Source organism: Nocardia carnea NBRC 14403 (genome assembly GCF_000308515.1).
Classification (GTDB): Bacteria; Actinomycetota; Actinomycetes; order Mycobacteriales; family Mycobacteriaceae; genus Nocardia; species Nocardia carnea.
Genome location: NZ_BAFV01000039.1, coordinates 66,749 through 85,164 on the forward strand (window position 1 = coordinate 66,749; position 18,416 = coordinate 85,164).

At 67.1% G+C, this 18,416-nt stretch carries 18 protein-coding genes; 14 read left to right on the plus strand and 4 right to left on the minus strand.

Going from position 1 to position 18,416, the window contains the following annotated elements:
* Position 1: 1 nt before the first annotated feature.
* Genes ON22_RS13200 through ON22_RS13210 form a run of 3 tightly spaced genes read left to right on the plus strand, consistent with a single transcriptional unit; the run spans position 2 to position 3,290 of the window.
* Positions 2-925: a reductase gene (locus tag ON22_RS13200; protein ID WP_051157582.1), complete on the plus strand. Its 924-nt coding sequence runs from the start codon at positions 2-4 to the stop codon at positions 923-925.
* Positions 926-936: 11 nt separating this feature from the next.
* Entirely contained in the window at positions 937-2,457 is a 1,521-nt protein-coding gene (locus tag ON22_RS13205; RefSeq protein WP_033242416.1) for a flavin-containing monooxygenase, read from the plus strand.
* Positions 2,458-2,516: 59 nt separating this feature from the next.
* On the plus strand, positions 2,517-3,290 hold the full coding sequence (locus tag ON22_RS13210; protein WP_033241877.1) for a MerR family transcriptional regulator: 774 nt from the start codon (positions 2,517-2,519) through the stop codon (positions 3,288-3,290).
* A 159-nt stretch (positions 3,291-3,449) separates the two neighbouring features.
* Here ON22_RS13210 and ON22_RS13215 read toward each other — a convergent pair whose 3' ends face one another.
* From ON22_RS13215 to ON22_RS13230, 4 genes are all read right to left on the minus strand, one after another.
* Positions 3,450-5,252 carry a multicopper oxidase family protein gene (locus ON22_RS13215; RefSeq protein ID WP_033241876.1) on the minus strand — a complete coding sequence of 601 codons (1,803 nt, stop codon included), beginning with the start codon at positions 5,250-5,252 and terminating at the stop codon, positions 3,450-3,452.
* A 68-nt stretch (positions 5,253-5,320) separates the two neighbouring features.
* A complete protein-coding gene (locus ON22_RS13220) occupies positions 5,321-6,343 on the minus strand; it encodes an NADP-dependent oxidoreductase (RefSeq protein ID WP_033241875.1) in 1,023 nt (340 codons plus the stop codon).
* A gap of 34 nt (positions 6,344-6,377) precedes the next feature.
* Positions 6,378-6,749 (minus strand): hypothetical protein, encoded by a 372-nt coding sequence (locus ON22_RS13225; RefSeq protein WP_033241874.1) that lies wholly within the window; start codon positions 6,747-6,749, stop codon positions 6,378-6,380.
* Positions 6,746-7,129 (minus strand): nuclear transport factor 2 family protein, encoded by a 384-nt coding sequence (locus tag ON22_RS13230; RefSeq protein WP_033241873.1) that lies wholly within the window; start codon positions 7,127-7,129, stop codon positions 6,746-6,748. Before ON22_RS13230 ends, ON22_RS13225 begins: the two co-directional genes overlap by 4 nt.
* A 92-nt stretch (positions 7,130-7,221) precedes the next feature.
* Between ON22_RS13230 and ON22_RS13235 the strand changes: the two genes are divergently transcribed.
* The 11 genes from ON22_RS13235 (at position 7,222) to ON22_RS13285 (ending at position 18,372) form a co-directional block, all read left to right on the plus strand.
* Positions 7,222-8,364 (plus strand): acyl-CoA dehydrogenase family protein, encoded by a 1,143-nt coding sequence (locus ON22_RS13235; RefSeq protein WP_033241872.1) that lies wholly within the window; start codon positions 7,222-7,224, stop codon positions 8,362-8,364.
* 100 nt (positions 8,365-8,464) lie between these two features.
* The gene (locus ON22_RS13240; RefSeq protein ID WP_033241871.1) at positions 8,465-9,253 is read left to right on the plus strand and encodes an enoyl-CoA hydratase/isomerase family protein; all 789 of its coding nucleotides are present in this window, start codon (positions 8,465-8,467) and stop codon (positions 9,251-9,253) included.
* 35 nt (positions 9,254-9,288) lie between these two features.
* On the plus strand, positions 9,289-9,663 hold the full coding sequence (locus ON22_RS13245) for a Zn-ribbon domain-containing OB-fold protein (protein ID WP_033241870.1): 375 nt from the start codon (positions 9,289-9,291) through the stop codon (positions 9,661-9,663).
* Positions 9,660-10,811, plus strand: coding sequence for a thiolase family protein (locus ON22_RS13250; RefSeq protein WP_033241869.1), 1,152 nt, complete (start codon positions 9,660-9,662; stop codon positions 10,809-10,811). Before ON22_RS13245 ends, ON22_RS13250 begins: the two co-directional genes overlap by 4 nt.
* Before the next feature lie 10 nt (positions 10,812-10,821).
* Positions 10,822-12,030: an acyl-CoA dehydrogenase family protein gene (locus ON22_RS13255; protein ID WP_033242415.1), complete on the plus strand. Its 1,209-nt coding sequence runs from the start codon at positions 10,822-10,824 to the stop codon at positions 12,028-12,030.
* Positions 12,027-12,977, plus strand: a complete 951-nt coding sequence (locus ON22_RS13260) for a phosphotransferase family protein (RefSeq protein WP_033241868.1) — start codon at positions 12,027-12,029, stop codon at positions 12,975-12,977. The genes ON22_RS13255 and ON22_RS13260 overlap by 4 nt, the downstream gene beginning before the upstream one ends.
* A 28-nt stretch (positions 12,978-13,005) precedes the next feature.
* Positions 13,006-14,208, plus strand: a complete 1,203-nt coding sequence (locus ON22_RS13265) for an acyl-CoA dehydrogenase family protein (protein ID WP_033241867.1) — start codon at positions 13,006-13,008, stop codon at positions 14,206-14,208.
* A complete protein-coding gene (locus ON22_RS13270; protein WP_033241866.1) occupies positions 14,205-14,960 on the plus strand; it encodes an SDR family NAD(P)-dependent oxidoreductase in 756 nt (251 codons plus the stop codon). Before ON22_RS13265 ends, ON22_RS13270 begins: the two co-directional genes overlap by 4 nt.
* Positions 14,961-14,972: 12 nt before the next feature.
* The gene (locus ON22_RS13275) at positions 14,973-15,743 is read left to right on the plus strand and encodes an SDR family NAD(P)-dependent oxidoreductase (RefSeq protein WP_033241865.1); all 771 of its coding nucleotides are present in this window, start codon (positions 14,973-14,975) and stop codon (positions 15,741-15,743) included.
* Positions 15,743-16,783 (plus strand): NAD(P)-dependent alcohol dehydrogenase, encoded by a 1,041-nt coding sequence (locus ON22_RS13280; RefSeq protein WP_033241864.1) that lies wholly within the window; start codon positions 15,743-15,745, stop codon positions 16,781-16,783. Before ON22_RS13275 ends, ON22_RS13280 begins: the two co-directional genes overlap by 1 nt.
* 71 nt (positions 16,784-16,854) lie before the next feature.
* Positions 16,855-18,372, plus strand: coding sequence for a class I adenylate-forming enzyme family protein (locus ON22_RS13285; protein ID WP_033241863.1), 1,518 nt, complete (start codon positions 16,855-16,857; stop codon positions 18,370-18,372).
* The last annotated feature ends 44 nt before the right edge of the window (positions 18,373-18,416 follow it).

Genomic DNA, 18,416 nt, shown 5'->3' on the forward strand with positions numbered 1-18,416 from the left:
TATGGCGACCATGGACTTCGACGATATGCTCGGCAAGATCAAGGACCGGCAGTGGGCGCTGGCCGATATCGATTGGGACGCACCGGGCGCGGAAACGCTCACTCCCGAACAGCACGCCCGCCTGAAACCGTTCATGGCGGATCTGATGTGGATCGAGAATGTGGGCGCGCGGGGTTTCGCGGCGATGGCGAAGAAAGCGCCCACCGAGACCCTGCGGGAGATCTACCGCTGGTTCCACGCCGAGGAACAGCGGCACGCCAATGCCGAACTCGCCCTGATGCGGCGCTGGGGAATGCTGGACGGCGACGAGATCCCGCAGCCGAATATCAATGTCAAACTCGTCATCGACTTCCTGGACAAATACTCCGACGATATGTCACTGTCGTTCCTGGGCACCGTGATCCCGATGCTGGAGGTCGCACTCGACGGCGCCCTGGTGAAGTTCATCATGGACGAGATCGAAGACCCGGTCTGCCAGGAGACGTTCCGCCGGATCAATGCCGACGAATCCCGTCATCTCGCTGTCGATTTCGCGGTCATGGATGTGCTCGGGCATGCGGAACTGCGCAAACTGCTCATCGATCTGGTCGGCGGCTGGGTGAAACCGACGTTTCTCATCGGGGTGCTCAGCTATGTGCCGTTGCTGAACAAGATGCGCGACAATATCGTCGCGATGGGCGTGGACGAGCAGAAGCTCTATACGGCCATGGAGCGCTACCGCAAGGTAGGCGAGCGTAGCGAATTCGTGCGCCGCCTCCCGATGTATCAGATCGTGAAACTGCAAGCGAATTGGGTTGTCGACCGCGGCCACCCCTATCACCTCCTCGCCGACGCGCTGGTGAAGATCACCGGGGCCATCCCGCGGCAGCTGCTGCGCAAGGATCCGACCTGGTCAAAAGAGCTGACCTACACCCCCGCTGCGTGAACGAGGACATCATGACCACCAACCATGCGGCGCCGCTCGACGTCGCCGTGATCGGTGCCGGCTTCGCCGGAATCGGCACCGCAATTCGTCTACGTCAGAGCGGTATCGGGAATTTCGCCGTATTCGAACGGGGTTCCGCGATCGGCGGCACCTGGCGTGACAACACCTATCCGGGCGCTGCGTGCGATATTCCGTCGCGGCTGTATTCCTACAGTTTCGCACCCAATCCGGAGTGGTCGCACACCTACTCCGGGAGTTCCGAAATCCTCGGCTATATCGAGTCGATCACGACGAAGTACGAGGTCACGCCGCATATTCGACTGCAGCACAACGTCACCGGGATGTCGTTCGACGAAGAAGCCGGATTGTGGAATATCACGTTCGAGGGCCGCGAGCCTGTCCGGGCGCGGGCGGTGGTGCTGGCATCCGGGCCGCTCACCGAACCCGGTTTCCCCGATATTCCGGGGATCGACACCTTCACCGGGCACAGAATCCACAGTGCGCGGTGGGACCACGATTACGACTTCACGGGTAAACGGGTCGCGGTGGTCGGTACCGGCGCGAGCGCGGTACAGATCATCCCCGAATTGGTTCGGGAGGCCGGTTCGGTCAAGGTTTTCCAGCGCACGCCCGGCTGGGTGCTGCCCCGGGTCAACCGCCGCACCGGCTCGCTGGCCAAGGAGATCTACCGGCAGGTTCCGGGGGCGGAAACGCTGGCCCGGCAGGCCTGGTTCTACGGCCACGAATCGGTGGCGCTGGGCGTCGTCTGGAATACCCCGCTCACCCGGGTGGTCGAACTGGTCGGGCGCGCGCAGTTGCGGCGCCAGGTACGCGACCCGTGGCTGCGCCGCCAGCTCACCCCGGAATTCCGGGCCGGCTGCAAACGCCTGCTCATGTCCGACGACTACTACCCGGCACTGCAGCGCGACAACTGCAAGCTGATCACGTGGCCGATCGCGCGAATAGCCCCGGACGGTATCCGCACGGCCGAGGGAATCGAGCACCGGGCCGACTGCATCGTGTTCGCGACCGGCTTCGATGTCTCCAAAAAAGGCACCCCGATACCGATCACAGGACGTGACGGCCGGGTTCTGGCCGACGAATGGCGGCGCGGCGCGTTCGCATACCGCAGTGTGACCGTATCGGGCTACCCGAACCTCTTCCTCACCTTCGGTCCCAATTCCGGCCCCGGACACAATTCGGCGCTGGTGTATATGGAATCGCAGATCGACTATCTGGTCCGCGCCGTCCGGATAATCCTGGACCGCGATCTGAAAACGCTCGAGGTCCGCCCGGATCGCCAGGAACGCTACAACGCGGAAATTCAGCGCCGGCTGGGCGCGACCACCTGGAATTCGGGCTGCCGGAGCTGGTATCTCACCGAGGACGGTTTCAACCCGACCATGTACCCGGGTTTCGCCACCCAGTACCGCCACCAGCTGCGCGATATCGACCTCGACGACTACACGGTGACGAGCGCCCGGGGCGAGCATTCCGCGGAGGTCGGTCCCCGCGTTCTGAGCGGCGGCTAGACTCGATCACTCGAGCCGGGGGCAACCGGGCGGTAGGCGGGCGAGGAGGTGCGGCGGATATGCCGAGGTATCGGATCGACGATCTGGCCCGTGCCGCGGGCACCACCTCCCGCAATGTCCGCGCCTACCAGGAGCGCGGTCTGCTCCCGCCGCCCGCGGCCAAGGACGGCCGCGCCAGTATCTACGACGATTCCCACCTCGAACGGCTACGCCTCATCGACGCGCTGCTGCAACGCGGATTCACCACCGCACATATCTCCGATTTCATCACCAGCTGGGAGACGGGTAAGGACCTCACCGAGGTACTCGGCCTGCAGCACGCCGTCACCGCCAACTGGTCCCAGGAGGAACCGTTCGAGGTCTCCCGGGAACTGCTCACCACCATTCTCGGCGCACAATCCGAGGAACTGGTGGAGAAGCTGCGCCGGATGGACCTGGTCCGCACCGACGGCGATACCGTGACGATCACCGATACCCAGTTGCTCACCTCGTTCACCGAACTCCACGAGTACGGGATCGACCTGGGCACGCTGATCTCGGTATACGCCGAGGTCGCGACCCGGATCGACGATATCAGCGGGATCCTGATCCGCGCCGCGAAGAAACATATCGTCGACGAACACGGGCCGGGCTGGCTCCCCGACACCAACGAGGAAATCGCCGAAACCACCCGCATGCTCAACACCATGCGCGAACTCGGCGTCGCCGCCGTGCACAGCAGCCTGGCCCGTTCACTGGACGCGACGCTGGCCCGCGAACTCGGTGACTATCTCGCCACCGCCGCCGAACGCGAACGCGAACGTAAGGCAGATCCCGCCCATCGCGGACGCTGATCCCGCCGTCGATCGCCACCGTACGAGCAGTCCGGAATGTTCGGAGCCGAGCCCTGGTGTGTAGGTCTGTGCCACCCCGAGAGCTGTTGGGCGAGTTCATCTGCCTGCCCGGCATCGAGCGTCCACTTCCGGCCGATCTGTGGTTTCCGGCGTGCGCGATCAGGCCGGAAACCGCAAGCGCAGCATCATGTCGTGGTCCTCGTGGTCGAGGATGTGGCAGTGCCAGACGTACCCGCGTAGGTCGGTGGAGTGGTCGTGGCCGTCGTGCACCTGGTGGCGGCCGGGGTGATGCCGGGAGCCGTGGCCGTTCCCCGGTGGGGCGTTGAGTCGGGGGAATGCGGCGTCGGGATCGAATCCCAGTTCCTCCGCCGTCGGGATGCGCACGATGATCCGGGTGACCGTTCCCCCGTCGGCCCGCACGATATCCTTCCAACCCCGCTCCCACGCCGGCGCCGGAACCGGGGGGCCGGCGAGAAACCCGTCGGCCGGTGGCGTCCACCGGGTACCGACCGGCGGCTGCGGGTGGGCGGCCTGATATTCCAGCGTACGCAGCGGGGTCCGGTCCAGCACCCGGAAGGTGACGAGGTGGATATGGATGGGATGGGGGTCGGGGGTGATATTGACGATATTCCACTGCTCGACCGTGCCCTGCCGCGGCATCTCGATATCGGGATCGGAATAGCGGAGATTGTTGAGCGTCATGATTGCCGGTGGCAGACGCGTGAAATCGTAGGGTTGGCTGAGAGTGATGTTGCGGACGACCGTCGGTGTCAGCGGAGCGGGTATCACCGCGGGCTGCCGAGACCCGCCGCGTAACCCCTGCGGCACCGGGCCGGTGAACCCACGCCGCGGTTCGGCGCGGAACCGGCAGAACACCGGCATCGCCACCTGCCCGATCAGGCGCGCCTGGAAGACCGGCTGCTCGTCGTTGCAGAGTTCCACCGTCTCCCCCGGCGCCAGCCCGGAGAAATCGACCAGCAGGTCGATCCGCTCCCCCGCTGCCAGCCGGAAGTTCTGCACCGGCACCGGCGCATCGAGCAGGCCGTGTTCGTTGCCGATCACCCAGAACCGCATCCCGTTGCCGAAGAACAGGTTCCAGGTGCTGAACGACGAGGCGTTGATCGTCCGGAAACGGTAGAGCCCCCGCGCGACCGGCAGTTCCGGCCAGACCTTCCCGTTCACCAGCCCGGTATCGCCGGCGCCACCGCCCTCCCAGCGCCCTTCCGGTACCACGATCGTGGATCGCAGACTCTGCTGCCCATCGGGTCGGAAGATCTTCTCCTGCAGCACCAGAGGCATTTCGAACTCACCGGAAGGCAGGCCGAGCGGATTACCCTGTTCCCCCGTATCGAAATCGTCACGTAACAGCAGCATCCCGGCCAGGCCTGCGTAGACGTTGGCGCGCGTGATCGCCATCGGATGGTCGTGGTACCAGAGGGTCCCGGCGTCCTGCCGCAGCGGATAGTGGTGATCCACGCTCTGCCCCGGCATGACCAGCTGTTCGGGATGCCCATCACTGTCCGGCGGTGTCACTCCACCGTGCAGGTGCAGCGAGGCCGGCGGGACACTCCGGTAGCTTTCCTGCACGCCGTGCAGGCTGGTGTCCAGATCGGCCGCGAACGGATGCGCGCCCAGATTGTTGGCGAACCGTACATGCAATTCCTGGTCGCGGTGGTGATCGATGGTCGGCCCCAAGTAGGTCTGCCCGTGATAGCCGAACGCCGGCGCCGCCGGCAGATCCCGATGGAACCGATGCATTGTTGTCGTGGCAGCAAGATCCAGCCGCTGACCGCGCACCACCGGAATCCGCGGCATCTCGTCGACGAACTTCGCCAGCTCCGGTGAATGGAAAAGCAGTGGACTGTCGAACGGTTGCGCTGCCGCCCTGCCCGCCGCGAGTCCGCCCAGCGCACCCGCCACCGCCCCGCGCAGTACCGCGCGCCGCCCGATCGGCCTGTTCATGGTCGTGCCTCCCGCTCGCACCGGGCGCTGACCATACCATCGAGTATGGTGTGGTGACCGCAGAATCGTCAGAAGGCGAGCCGGCAGAGCGTTTTCCCCATGGTGAGCCCGGACAACATGGCCGGCAGTGCTGTGCTCGCCGACTCGATCCCGTCGAACACGGTTTCCCGGTAGACCAACCGGCCGTCCGCGAGGTAACTGCCCACTTCCCGGCGCATCGCTTCCTCGAGGTACGGGAAGGACCCCGCACGGAAACCGCGCATTCGCAGACCCTTCGACACCATGGTGAACAGGTTCGGCGGCCCCTGCGGCGCGGCACCGTCGTAACCGGAGACCGCACCGCACAGCGCGATCCGGCCGGACGGACGGAGGGCGTCCAAGGCGGCGGTGAGGTGGTCACCGCCGACATTGTCGAAATAGGTGTCGATACCGGCGGGCGCGAGCGCTGCCAGCGATTCCGGTAGCGGGCCGTCGTGGTAATCGAAGGCGGGGATGCCGAGTTCGTCGCGCAGGAACGCGACCTTCGCGGGGCTTCCGGCAGACCCGATCACGGTGGCGCCGCGGATCTTCGCGAGTTGCGCGGCCAGCACACCGACAGCTCCCGCGGCGGAAGAAACCCACAGAGTGTCCTCTGCCTCGAGGTGCAGGATTTCGAACAGTCCGACATAGGCGGTGAGCCCGGCACTGCCGAGGGGACCGAGAAACCACTGGGGCGGTAGCGCTCCGGTGTCGATCCGGGATGCGGCGCCGTAGCCGCCGATGGTCTGCGTTCGAGCGCCGACCAGCGCATACTCCCGGTAACCGAGGGTATGCGAAACCAGGTCACCGACGGCGAACCCCGGGCACCGGGAGTCGATCACGGTGCCGAGGGCGAGTCCGGACAATTCGTCGCCGGGTCGTAAGGGTGGGAGATACCCGTTCGGAGTGGTTTCGGCGAGCCGGATCCGAATCGATGGGTCGATCGATAACCAGGTGTTGCGAACCAGCGCCTCCCCCGGGCCCGGTTCCGGGATCGGCGCCTCGGCCAGCTCGAGGTCGGCGGCCACCAGTTTCCCGGCCGGGCGGCGGGCCAGCCGCACGTGACGATTCAACGACGGTTCCTTCCACTACGGTCCGCGACGCGTTTCAGCGCACGAACGCGATCTCGGGGGTCCGGGCGATGAGGAGGCGGCGCACCGCGCCGGTGGCGTCGAGCTGCGCGGTTGCGTTGAAGGAGGCCTCGAACGCGCCGTCGCGGGTGGTGCGACCCACGACCAGCTCGTATTCACCGGCCACGGTGCCGATATCGATGTGGTGGATCAGCGTGCTCTTTTCGCGTTGCGCCAGGTAGGCCACCAATCCTGCTCGATCGCCGACGAATTCGGCGCTCTGGCCGCCACCTTTGGAGAATTGCACGGACATGGTGAAATCGTCGGCGATCATGCCGAGCACCCGGTCCGGGTCGTCGGAATCCATATAGCCGAACCACCGGGTGAGCACCGATACTGCCGTCGTCATGCCCGCGCTCCTTCGGTCGAGGACTGTGCCGGTAAGAGCGCGAAATCCGCGCTGAACGAAACCTGATACCGGTCGATGAGGCCGTCGGCGCCGATATGCATGGCGGCGACGAACCAGCCGGTGGTCACGGAATCGTTCTCGGTGACCGCACCGTGCGCGAACTGCATATCGCCGTCGACGGCTACCCGCAGCATCCGGTGTTTGCGGTTCACCTTCGGCCTGCCGCTCAGGTAGTCGAACATGGCCGCACGACCGCGGTCCTGGTTGGCTCCGGTCGGCAGGATCATCGCGAACTCGACATCCTCGGCCAGCATGGCCGTCGCATCCCGCAGTCTGCCGCTGTCGACCGTCGCGTAGTAGTCCTCGATCACGTGGGTCATGAAATGAACTTAGTTCAGCCCACCTCTTCTTGTCGAGAGGTTCAGCCGCTAGGGTCGGCGTTATCGAATTGAACTCAACTCAAGGGGAGATTATGCCTCCGACCTCGGCAGCACTCGTCGAACATCCCTGGCCGGGCTCGGAACCGCCGGGATTGTCCCCCGATCCCGAACAGGTTCAGCTGCGCGAATCGCTGCGGGGATTGCTCGGAAAATACAGCGATATCGAACAGGTCCGGGCAGCCGCGAACACCGGCCTCGGCTACTCACCGCAACTGTGGCGGACACTCGTCGACGAGATGTCGGTGACCAGCCTGGCCGCACCGGAACACCACGGTGGCCTCGGCTACGGAACGGCCGAGCTGGCGGTCGTCCTCGAAGAATGCGGACGGGCACTGATCTGCGAACCCGTCTACAGCTCGGCAGTCCTCGGCACACACGCGCTGCTGACGGCACCGGAAGCCGAAGGTAATCCACTTCCGGACGTTCTGGCCGGGAACCTCGTCGCCACGATGAGTTCGCTCGATCCGGCCACCGACGATCTGCGGGCCACGTCGAGCCCGCACGGTTGGCGGGTCGACGGCACGGTCACCCACCTCGTCGGCGGGCGCAGCGCCGATATCGTCATCGCCTCGGCCGCGACGGCCGGCGGCCAGAGACTGTTCGCACTGCGACCACCGAATGATGCGGTGCGCACGGACCTGCGGGTACTCGACCCCACCAGGCGACAAGCCGATCTGACCGTGCGCGACTGCCCGGCCGTGGCACTCACCGCGCCCGAGGCCACCCCGGCGGTGCGCTCCCGCCTGCGCGACCTGGCGACGCTCGCCCTCGCCTGCGAAAACACCGGAATCGTCGAACGCCTGCTGGAAATGACCGTGGAGTACGCCGGTACCCGGCACCAGTTCGGCCGGGCCATCGGGTCGTTCCAGGCGGTCAAACACCGGCTGGCCGATCTGCTGGTATCGCTGGAACGCGCGCGCTCGGCATCGCGGTATGCGGCCGCACTCTATGCCGAGGACCCCGATTCAGCCCGCCTGGCCGTCGCGGTGGCCGGTGCGGTGTGCACCGACGCCGCCGTTCACGCGGCGGCCGAGGCCGTGCAGCTACACGGCGGAGTGGGGTTCACCTGGGAACATCCCGCGCACTCCTATTTCCGCCGGGCATTGGGAAACGAAGCGGCGCAGGGTGATGCGCGCACGCACCGCGCCCGTATCGGTGCACTGATCGGCGTGTGACCAGCCGCGACGTTCTCCGGAAATCCGTATTGACGCGCTTCGCGCCGTCGAGTACAACTGAAGTGAATCCAGTTCAGGAACTGATCCGAAAGAGGCTCCGATGATCGACACCGACCACATCGTCCTGGAAAAAGACGGCGATATCGCACGCGTCTGGCTCAACCGCCCGCACAAGAAGAACGCAGTCACGGTGGAACTGCTGCACCGGCTCGACGAGATCATCGTCGAGGTCGACAACGATCCCGAACTGAAAGTGCTGGTACTGCGGGGTCGCAACAACACCTTCTGCTCCGGTTTCGACCTCGACGAACTGCGCGAGAACTACGTCGGCAAGACCAACGCCATGGACGTCGCGGTGCTCTCCGCGAAGGTCTGCGACCGGCTCTACTCGATGAACACCCCTTCGGTCGCGGTACTCGAAGGCTATGTCACCGCGGGCGGGTTCGAGCTCATGATCTCCTGCGATTTCGCGGTCGCCGCCGAGGACGCCAAGATCGGCGACTTCCACATCCGGCGGGCCCTCTTCGGCGGCGCCGGCCCGATCTACCGGCTCCCCCGGATGATCGGTATCCGCAAAACCAAGGAACTGATGCTCACCGGCAAGCTGCTGAACGGCCGTGAAGCCGCCGACTTCGATCTGATCAATGCCTCCGCCCCCGCCGCGGAACTGGATCAGCTCGTCGCCGATTTCATCGCCCCGATCGTGGACAAGAGCCCGTTCGCCATGAAACTCACCAAGATGACCATCGATCGCGGTCTGGATGCCGATATCCAGTCGCTGATGGTGATGGAACACCTCGCCGTCGGCAATGCCCTGCAGTCCGAGGACGCGCGCGAAGGCGTGAACGCCTTCCTGGAGAAGCGGGAACCGAAGTGGGTCGGGCGCTGAATTCCGGATAGCAGCGACGAATCGGAAGGGACGACATGGGTGAGCAGGTGAAACCGGTGCTGGAAGGCAGTAGGTGCGCGGGATGCGGCACGGTGGGTTATCCGGCGAGCACGAACTGCGCGCGCTGCGCGGCACCGACCGCCGAACCGCTGGCGCTGAGCACCGAGGGCGTGGTGTGGGCGCATACCGTGCAACGGTTCGCACCGAAATCGCCGCCGTATGTCGTTCCCGCCGAAGGCTTCACGCCCTACGCGGTCGGCTATGTCGAACTTCCCGAGGGAATCCGGGTCGAGGCGATCCTCGACTGCGACGATTTCGCCGATCTGGACCGGGCACCGGTACACCTCGTCGCGGTAGCGCCGGTGCCGCGGTTCGCCACCACAACCCGTCAGCAGAGTGAGGTCCGGTGACCCAGCAGGTTTCGATCATCGGCAGCGGGCTGTCCCGCTTCGGCCGGCAGCCCGGGGTCACCGGAAGGCAACTCGCTGTCCACGCGATCGGTAATGCCCTCGCCGACGCCGGGCTGACCTGGCCCGATATCCAGGTTGCCTACGGCGGCAGCGACGGGTCCGGATTGGCCGATACCCTGGTGGCCGAACTCGGCTTCACCGGCATCCCGTTCACCAATGTCAAGAACGGCTGCGCCACGGGCGGTAGCGCATTGTTCTCCGCGGTCAACGCGGTCCGCTCCGGCGCCGCGGAGATCGCCCTGGCCGTCGGTTTCGACAAACACCCGCGGGGCGCGTTCGATCCCGCCCCCGCCGATTGGGGCCTGCCCGAGGGGTACGGTTCGGCCGGGCTCATGGTGACAACCCAGTTCTTCGGCGCCAAGATCGGCCGCTATATGCGCGAGCACGGTATCTCCGCGGCGACGCTGGCCATGGTCGCCGAGAAGGCCTACCGCAACGGCAGCCGCAATCCGAATGCCTGGCGGCGGGATCCGATCTCGGCGGAGCAGATCCTCTCGGCCGAGATGGTCAACGATCCGCTCACCAAGTTCATGTTCTGCTCTCCCGGTGAGGGCGGTGCGGCCGTGGTGGTCGCGAGTGCGGCCGCGGTCCGCCGTCTCGGCGGCCGGCCGGTCCGGCTGCGGGCCATCAGCCATCGCACCCGTCGATTCGGCTCCTTCGAGGTGTTCAGTCCCGCTGTCCAGGGCACCGGTGAACCGACCAGTGTCAGCGCGGATGCCGCCTCGGCGGCGTTCGAACAGGCCGGTATCGGACCGGCGGAGATCGGTGTCGCGCAACTCCAGGACACCGAGAGCGGCGCGGAGATCATGCATATGGCCGAATGCGGGTTCTGCGTTCCCGGGGCACAGGAGGAGATGATCGCGGCGGGCGCCACCGAGATCGACGGCCGGCTGCCGATCAATACCGACGGCGGGTGTATCGCCAACGGCGAACCCATCGGCGCCTCGGGGCTGCGGCAGGTGCACGAGATCGTGACCCAGCTGCGCGGCGAAGCCGGCGATCGACAGGTGCCCGGCGCGCCGAAAACCGGATTCACCCATGTGTACGGCGCCCCCGGGATCAGCGCCTGCACGGTTCTGTCGGTCTGAGGTGGACACAGTGACAACACAGCAGCTTCCCGACCTCACCGAATTCACCGAGCAGGCCCGCGCCTGGCTCGCCGATACGGCGGCACCACGGACGGCATCCACCTGGGGTGCGGGGGACGATTCGGTGGCGGTTTTCGAGAACTGGACCGCCGCGGAAGAACGCCGGCACACCGATCGCATCCGCGCCTACGAACAGGCCAAATTCGATGCGGGCTGGGGTGCGCTCACCTGGCCCGCCGAATACGGCGGCCGGGGACTGCCGATGTCCTACACGCTGGCCTTCCGCCGCACCGAGGAAGAGTTCGAAATACCGCGGCGGACCGAGATGTTCTCGGTCACTCAGCAATTGGTGGCACCGACCATCGAGCAGTGGGGCACCGACGAGCAGCGGGAACGGTATGTGCGGGCGATGCTGCGTACCGATCTCATCGCGTGCCAGCTCTTCTCCGAAACCGAGGCCGGATCGGATCTGGCCGCGGTACGCACCAAGGCCACCCACAACGCCGACGGCACCTGGACCCTCGACGGGCACAAGGTGTGGACCTCCGGGGCCCGGGTTGCCGACCTCGGGGTCGCGGTCTGCCGGACCGATTCCGCGGCACCGAAGCACGCGGGACTCACCGTCTTCCTGGTGCCGATGGATGCACCGGGCGTCACCGTCCGGCCGATCCGGCAGATGACCGGCGGTACTTCGTTCAACGAGGTCTATCTCGACGGTGTGGTGCTCGGCGACGGGCTACGGCTCGGGCCGGTCGGAAAGGGCTGGCCGGTGGCGCTCACCGTGCTCGCCGCGGAACGGCTCGACGGCGCCGGGCTGGGGCTGGCGAATGCCGATCAGGCGGTGGAGCTGGCCCGTCACCTGGGCCGCGAACTGACGGAACTCGAACGCGACCGGGTCGCGGATCTGGTGACCCGCAGTTATGTGCAGCGGATCGCGGGAATGCGGGTGGCCGCGGCGGTGGTCGCGGGCCGCGATCCCGGACCGGAGGCGTCGGTCGGCAAATTGCTCGCCACCGACACCATGGCCCGGACCTCCGAGGTCGTGCGGTTACTGCTCGGCCGGGAACTCACCGCGGATTCCGGACGCTGGGGTACTTACGCCTGGACCGAACACGTGCTGGGCGCGCCCGGGTACCGGATCGCGGGCGGGACCGACGAGATCCAGCACAACATCATCGCCGAGCGGGTGCTCGGCCTACCCAAGGAGCCGCGGCCATGACGCTGGAACAGCGTGTGCGTGACCGGTTGCGCACCGACCTGGATATCGAGGTCACCGGATTCGAACCACTGCCCGGCGGACATTCGGGCCTCACCTACCGGGTAGCCACCACCGGCCCGGAGTTGGTGGCGAAGGCGGTGCCCGAGGGCCGTAAGCCGGTCGGCCGCCACGATATGCTGCGGCAGGCGCGGGTGATGCGCGCGCTGGCCCATACCGATGTGCCGGTGCCACGGATCGTGGCCGTCGACGAGGCCGAACCCGCTTGGTTCGCCATGGAATTCGTGACCGGGGAATCGCTCGAACCGGTCCTGGACGACCCCGCCGTCGAACCCGGCCTGGCGGCCGCAAGAATGCGGCGGGCCGCCGAGGTGCTGCCGCGGCTGCACGCGATCGACCCGGGCTCGGTGCCGGGCGTGGAAGCCGCACTGACACCCGCCGATGAACTCGCCCGCTGGGCGCGGACACTGGGCGCGGTGCCGCCCGAGCTGGTCGCGGGCGGTGACCGGTTGCTCGGCCTGCTGGGCAAGCGGATCCCCGAACCCGTGCCCCCCACGCTCGTCCACGGTGACTACCGGCTCGGCAATATCATTGCCGCCGGTACGGAACCGGTCGCGCTGATCGACTGGGAGATCTGGAGCGCCGGTGATCCGCGCGTGGAACTCGGCTGGTTCCTGGTATTCGCCGACGGCACGAATTTCCCGGAGGTGGGCCGCACCGTACCGGGCCTGCCCGATCCCGCCGAACTCGTGGACCGCTACCGCGCGGGTGGCCCCGAACTGTCCGACCTGCCGTGGTTCGACGCGCTCGGACGGCTCAAGATGGCCGCCATCATGGGCCACAATCTGCGACGGCACCGAGAAGGCCGGCACCACGATCCGGATCAGGAAAAGCTGCCCGCCACCATCAATCGCCTCATCGAGACCGGAACCGCGCTCCTCGCCGGTTGAGGTCCTCCCCCGATTCAGGAGCCGTATCGTGGATTTCTCCTACTCCCCCCGCACTCGAGAGCTGCTCGACCGGCTCGGACAGTTCATGGAACAGCACGTCTACCCCGCCGAACGGGTGTACGACGAACAGATCGCCGCCGCGGACAATCCGCACGTTCAACCGCCGGTCATGCGCGAACTGCAAGCCGAGGCCCGGCGGCAGGGGCTGTGGAATCTGTTCATGACCCACGACGGCCTCGGTGCCGGGCTCACCAATCTCGAATACGCCCCGCTGGCCGAGATGGTGGGCCGTTCGATCATCGGCAACGAGACGATCAACTGTTCGGCGCCCGATACCGGCAATATGGAAATCCTGGCCATGTTCGGCACCGAACAGCAGCAGGACCGGTGGCTGAAACCGCTGCTGGACTGCGAGATCCGCTCGGCGTTCGCCATGACCGAACCCGCCGTCGCCAGCTCCGACGCCACCAATATCACCTCCACCATCCGCCGCGACGGGGACCACTATGTCCTCAACGGCCGCAAATGGTACATCTCCGGAATCCTGGATCCGGACTGCAAACTGATCATCTTCATGGGCAAATCCGATCCGGACGCCCCGGCGTACCGCCGGCAGAGCATGATCCTGGTGCCCGCCGACGCGCCGGGTATCGAGGTGCTGCGGGATCTGCCGATGTTCGGATTCCACGACCGGCTGGGTCACGGCGAGGTGCAGTTCACCGATGTGCGTGTCCCGGCAGAGAACATGCTGGGCGCCGAAGGCGACGGTTTTGCGATCGCCCAGGGTCGGCTCGGGCCCGGCCGGATGCATTACGCCATGCGTGCCATCGGAATGGCCGAACGCGCACTGGAACTCATGTGCCGGCGGTCGCTGGAACGGACCGCGTTCGGCGGACCGCTGGCCGACCGCGGGGTCGTACGCGAATGGATCGCGCGCAGCCGGATCGAAATCGATCAGATCCGGCTGCAGACCCTGCAGGCCTCCTGGCTGATGGATACCAAGGGCAACGCGGCGGCGCGTTCGGACGTCGCGGCCATCAAGGTCTCGGCGATGGAGGTCGCACACAAGGTGGTCGACCGCGCGGTCCAGACCTTCGGCGCGGCGGGGGTCAGCAACGACACCGTCCTGGCCCGGATGCACGCCATCACCCGCGCCCTGCAGATCGCCGACGGCCCCAACGAAGTACATCTGCGCACCATCGCGCGTCTCGAGGTGAAGAAGTACCGATGAGCACAACGGATCTCAACGGCAAAGTTGCGCTGGTGACCGGCGCGAGCCGCGGACTGGGCCTGGCCATTGCGCGCGGACTACGCGACGCGGGCGCCACCGTAATCGTCTCCAGCCGCAAACTCGCGGCCTGCGAGGAGGCGGTCGCCGCGCTCGGCGACGGCCCCGGAAACGCGTACCCGCTGGACTTGCATGTGGGCCGGTGGGACACCCTCGAACCTGCCGTCGACGGGATCATCGAGCGCTTCGGCAGTCTCGACATCCTGGTCAACAATGCCGGGATCGCCCCGCTCGCCGAAAATCTCGCGTCGGTTACCGAAGGACTGTGGGACAAGACCATCGAGGTGAATCTGAAGGGCCCGTTCCGCCTCATGGCGGTCGCCGGGGCCCGGATGGCCGCCGCCGGCGGGGGTTCGATCATCAATATCTCGAGTATCGGCGCGGTGCGGCCGAGTCCGCCGGAGGCGATGTACGCCGCGGCCAAGAACGGGCTCAATGCCCTCACCATGGCTTTCGCGCAGGAGTACGCGCCGTCGGTGCGGGTGAACTGTGTGATGCCGGGCGGGTTCGCCACCGATATGTCCGAGCACTGGGACGACGAATTCGTGGGCAAGATCATCGACCGGCTGCCCGCCGGACGGCTCGGCGATCCGGCCGAGATCGCCGGGCTGGTGACCCATCTCGCGAGCGATGCCGCCGGGTATACGACGGGTGCGCTGATCCCGGTCGACGGCGGCCGTACCGCGGTGTACTGAGAGGCAGCGCAGATGAATACACCGGTTTTGCAGGATCTTTTCGGACTGGACGGCCGGGTCGCCGTCGTCACCGGAGCATCCTCCGGTCTCGGCGCCGGTTTCGCGCGGGCGCTCGCCGGGGCGGGAGCCACCGTCTACGCGGCCGCCCGCCGGGTGGACCGGGTACAGGCGCTCGCCGCGGACGAACCGCGAATCATCCCGGTACGCTGCGATGTCACCGACCCCGGGGACCGCGCCGAACTCGTCGACCGCTGCTACGAGCAGTCCGGACGCCTCGACATCCTGGTCAACAACGCGGGCCGGGCCGGGCCGCCGAATGCGGAGCAAGAGACCGACGCCGAGTTCCGCGCCATCCTGGACCTGAATCTCCTGGCGGGATTCCACCTGGCGACCTGTGCGGCGTGCAGGCTCCCTGAGGGGGAACGCGCGTCGTATATCAATATCTCCTCGGTGATCGGTCTCGTATCGACCGCGCCGATCGGTGGCGCCAGCTATGCCGCGTCCAAAGCCGGAACCCTGGGATTGACCCGCGAACTGGCCGGACAGTGGGGCCGCCGCGGTATCCGGGTGAACGCCGTGGTCCCGGGCTGGTTCGATACCGAGATGACCGACGGACTGTTCACCAATGAGAAATCCGCGGGCTGGGTGCGGCGCAACACCATGCTCGGCCGGGGCGGCCGGGCGGGTGAGGTGGACGGGGCCGTGGTTTTCCTCGCCTCGGACGCGTCCTCGTATGTGACCGGACAGGCGCTCGTCGTCGACGGCGGCTGGACGGCACGCTGATGCTGGCCGTTCAACTCACTGCCTGGGGCGCCGAACCCGAGCTCCGCGAGATCCCCACACCCCGGCCGCGGGGCGAAGAACTGCTCGTCCGGGTGACGGCGGCCGGTCTGTGCCGTTCCGACCTCCACGTCATGGACGCCGCGGCGGGCAGTTTCGACTATCCGCTGCCGCTCACCCTGGGCCACGAAGTGGCAGGGACCGTGGTGGACGCGGGACCGGCCGCCGACCGCGACTGGCTCGGGGAACACGTTGTCGTGCACGGAATCTGGGGTTGCGGCGGCTGCCGTAACTGCCTGCGTGGCCGGGAGAACTACTGCCTGCGCCTGCGACCGCGCGACGGTCGCGGCGCACCGATCGGCAACGGACTCGGTTATCCGGGCGGCCTGGCCGAAGCGGTGATCGTCCCCGCGGCCCGGTTCCTGGTGCGTTCGGCCGGTGTCGACCCGGTGCTCTGCGCCCCGCTGGCCGACGCCGGCCTGACCGCCTATCACGCGGTCCGCGAACATCGCGATCTCCTGGACGCGCACAGTGTCTGCGTGGTGATCGGGGTCGGTGGCCTGGGACATCTCGCGCTCCAGATACTGCGCGATTTCGGCGCCGGACGCATCGTCGCGGTCGATACCCGCTCGGACGCGCGGGATATGGCCCGGCGGCTGGGCGCCGACGCCGTATTCGGCGATATCGGTTCCGCAGCCGTGGCATTGAGTGAGGGCGCGGATCTGATCCTGGATTTCGCCGGTGCGCCGGATACGGTCGCCCCGGCAGCCGCCGCCCTGGCGCCCGGCGGTCGGCTGTCGGTGGTCGGTAGCGCCGGTGGACGGCTCGAGGCCGGTAAGGACGTGGGCCTGGCGGCCGGTTGGACGATGACGGCCCCGTTCTGGGGACCACGCGCCGACCTGGCGGCGGTGGTCGATATGGCCCGGCGGGGCGCGCTGCACGTCACCGCGCAGACCTACCCCCTGACAGCGGCGATCGAGGTCTACCGGCAGCTGCGGTCGGGCGCGATCACCGGCCGCGCAGTTCTGGTCCCACCACCGTGACCGGCACAAACCGCCCCGCGGCGGAGGGGCAGGGAGTAAACAGAGAGCACAGCGGCACGAGGAACGGGTGAATGAAAGCACTGGCGCAGGAGATGCTCGAACGAGCCGGGCGGGCACCGGCGGACATCGCCGTCATCGACGAGCTCGGACAGCACACCGTGGGCGAAATCATGGCGACGGCGAACGCGCTCGCCGAACGTATCGCGGCCATCGACAGCCGGGGCCCGACCGTGATCATCCAGGCGGACAACACCTGGCATACGCTCGCCGCGGCGCTGGCGGTCGGCCTGCGGGGCGGGGTGGTCGCCGTGTTCAGCCCGCATGCCACCGAATCGGAGTTCCGGCTCGCGGTCGAGGATATCGACCCAGATCTGGTGATCGGCGAACCCGCTGCCCTGGGTCGATGGGATGTGCCCGCGGCGGAATTCCCCGTCGCCGCCACCGCCTTCGGCGACCATCTGCTGCGTTCTCGCGGCATGCCGTTCGGCCCGGTACAGCGGTGGCGGGGCGGCAACGCCATCGCCATGACCTCCGGCTCCACCGGCCGGCCCAAATGCGTGGTCCAATCCGAGGACGCCATTCGCTACGCCTGCCGCAGCACCATCGATACCGTCGGCCTGCGGCCGGGTGAATCGGTGGGTGCGTTCGTACCGCTGTCGTCGGTCGCCGCGTTCTGCTTCGGTATGTATCTGCCGGCTTTCCTGGGCGGCACCATGGTCACCATCGGCAAATGGACCCCGTCCGCGGCGCTCGACGCCATGGCCGAACACCGGGTCGCGTGGACCATGCTGGTGCCGACCATGGCCCTGCAGCTCTCGGTCACCGGCGACAGCGCCGGGCGACTGGCCGCTATGCGGGCCATGACCGTGGGCGGCGGCCCGATGAACCAGCGGGCCCTGGCCGAGGCCGAGACCAAGCTGGGCACCACCTTCCTCCGAGTCTTCGGGATGTCGGAATGTCTCGGCCACACCACCCCGCGACCGGACGACTCCCCGGAAATCCGGCTGGGGCGTGACGGCCGCCCCTTCCCCGGCACTGTCGTCCGCGCGGTCGACGAATCGGGTGCCCGGCTGCCCACCGGGGCGATCGGCGACGCGCAGGTGAAGGGGCCTTCGTTGTTCGTGGGTTACGCCCGCGGCGGTGTCCCGGTCATGCCCGATCTCACCGCGGACGGATTCCTGCCCACCGGCGATCTCGTGGAGGTGGCCGCGGACGGTTCCATCCGGGTGATGGGCCGGCAGAAACAGATCATCATCCGCGGTGGCCGCAATATCGATATCAACGAGATGGAGTCGGCGATCGCGGCGGTGCCCGGGATCGTGCAGGTCTGCGTGGTCCCGGTCCCCGACGACATACTGGGCGAGCGCGCGGCGGCGCTCGTTGTCGCCGACGGCAGCGCGCCGACGCTGGACAGCGTGACCGACCAGCTGGCCGCGGCGGATTTTCCGAAGTTCAAATGGCCGGAATATCTTTTCCCGGTCGCCGACCTGCCGCAGAACCGGGTCGGGAAACTGTCCCGCCCCGACGCGATCCGACTCGCCACCCGACTCGCCGAAGCTGACTCGAATTCATCTCAGGTCGGGTTGTAGAGTTGACCGATCCACACACAGCCGATATTGGGGGCACGTAACTC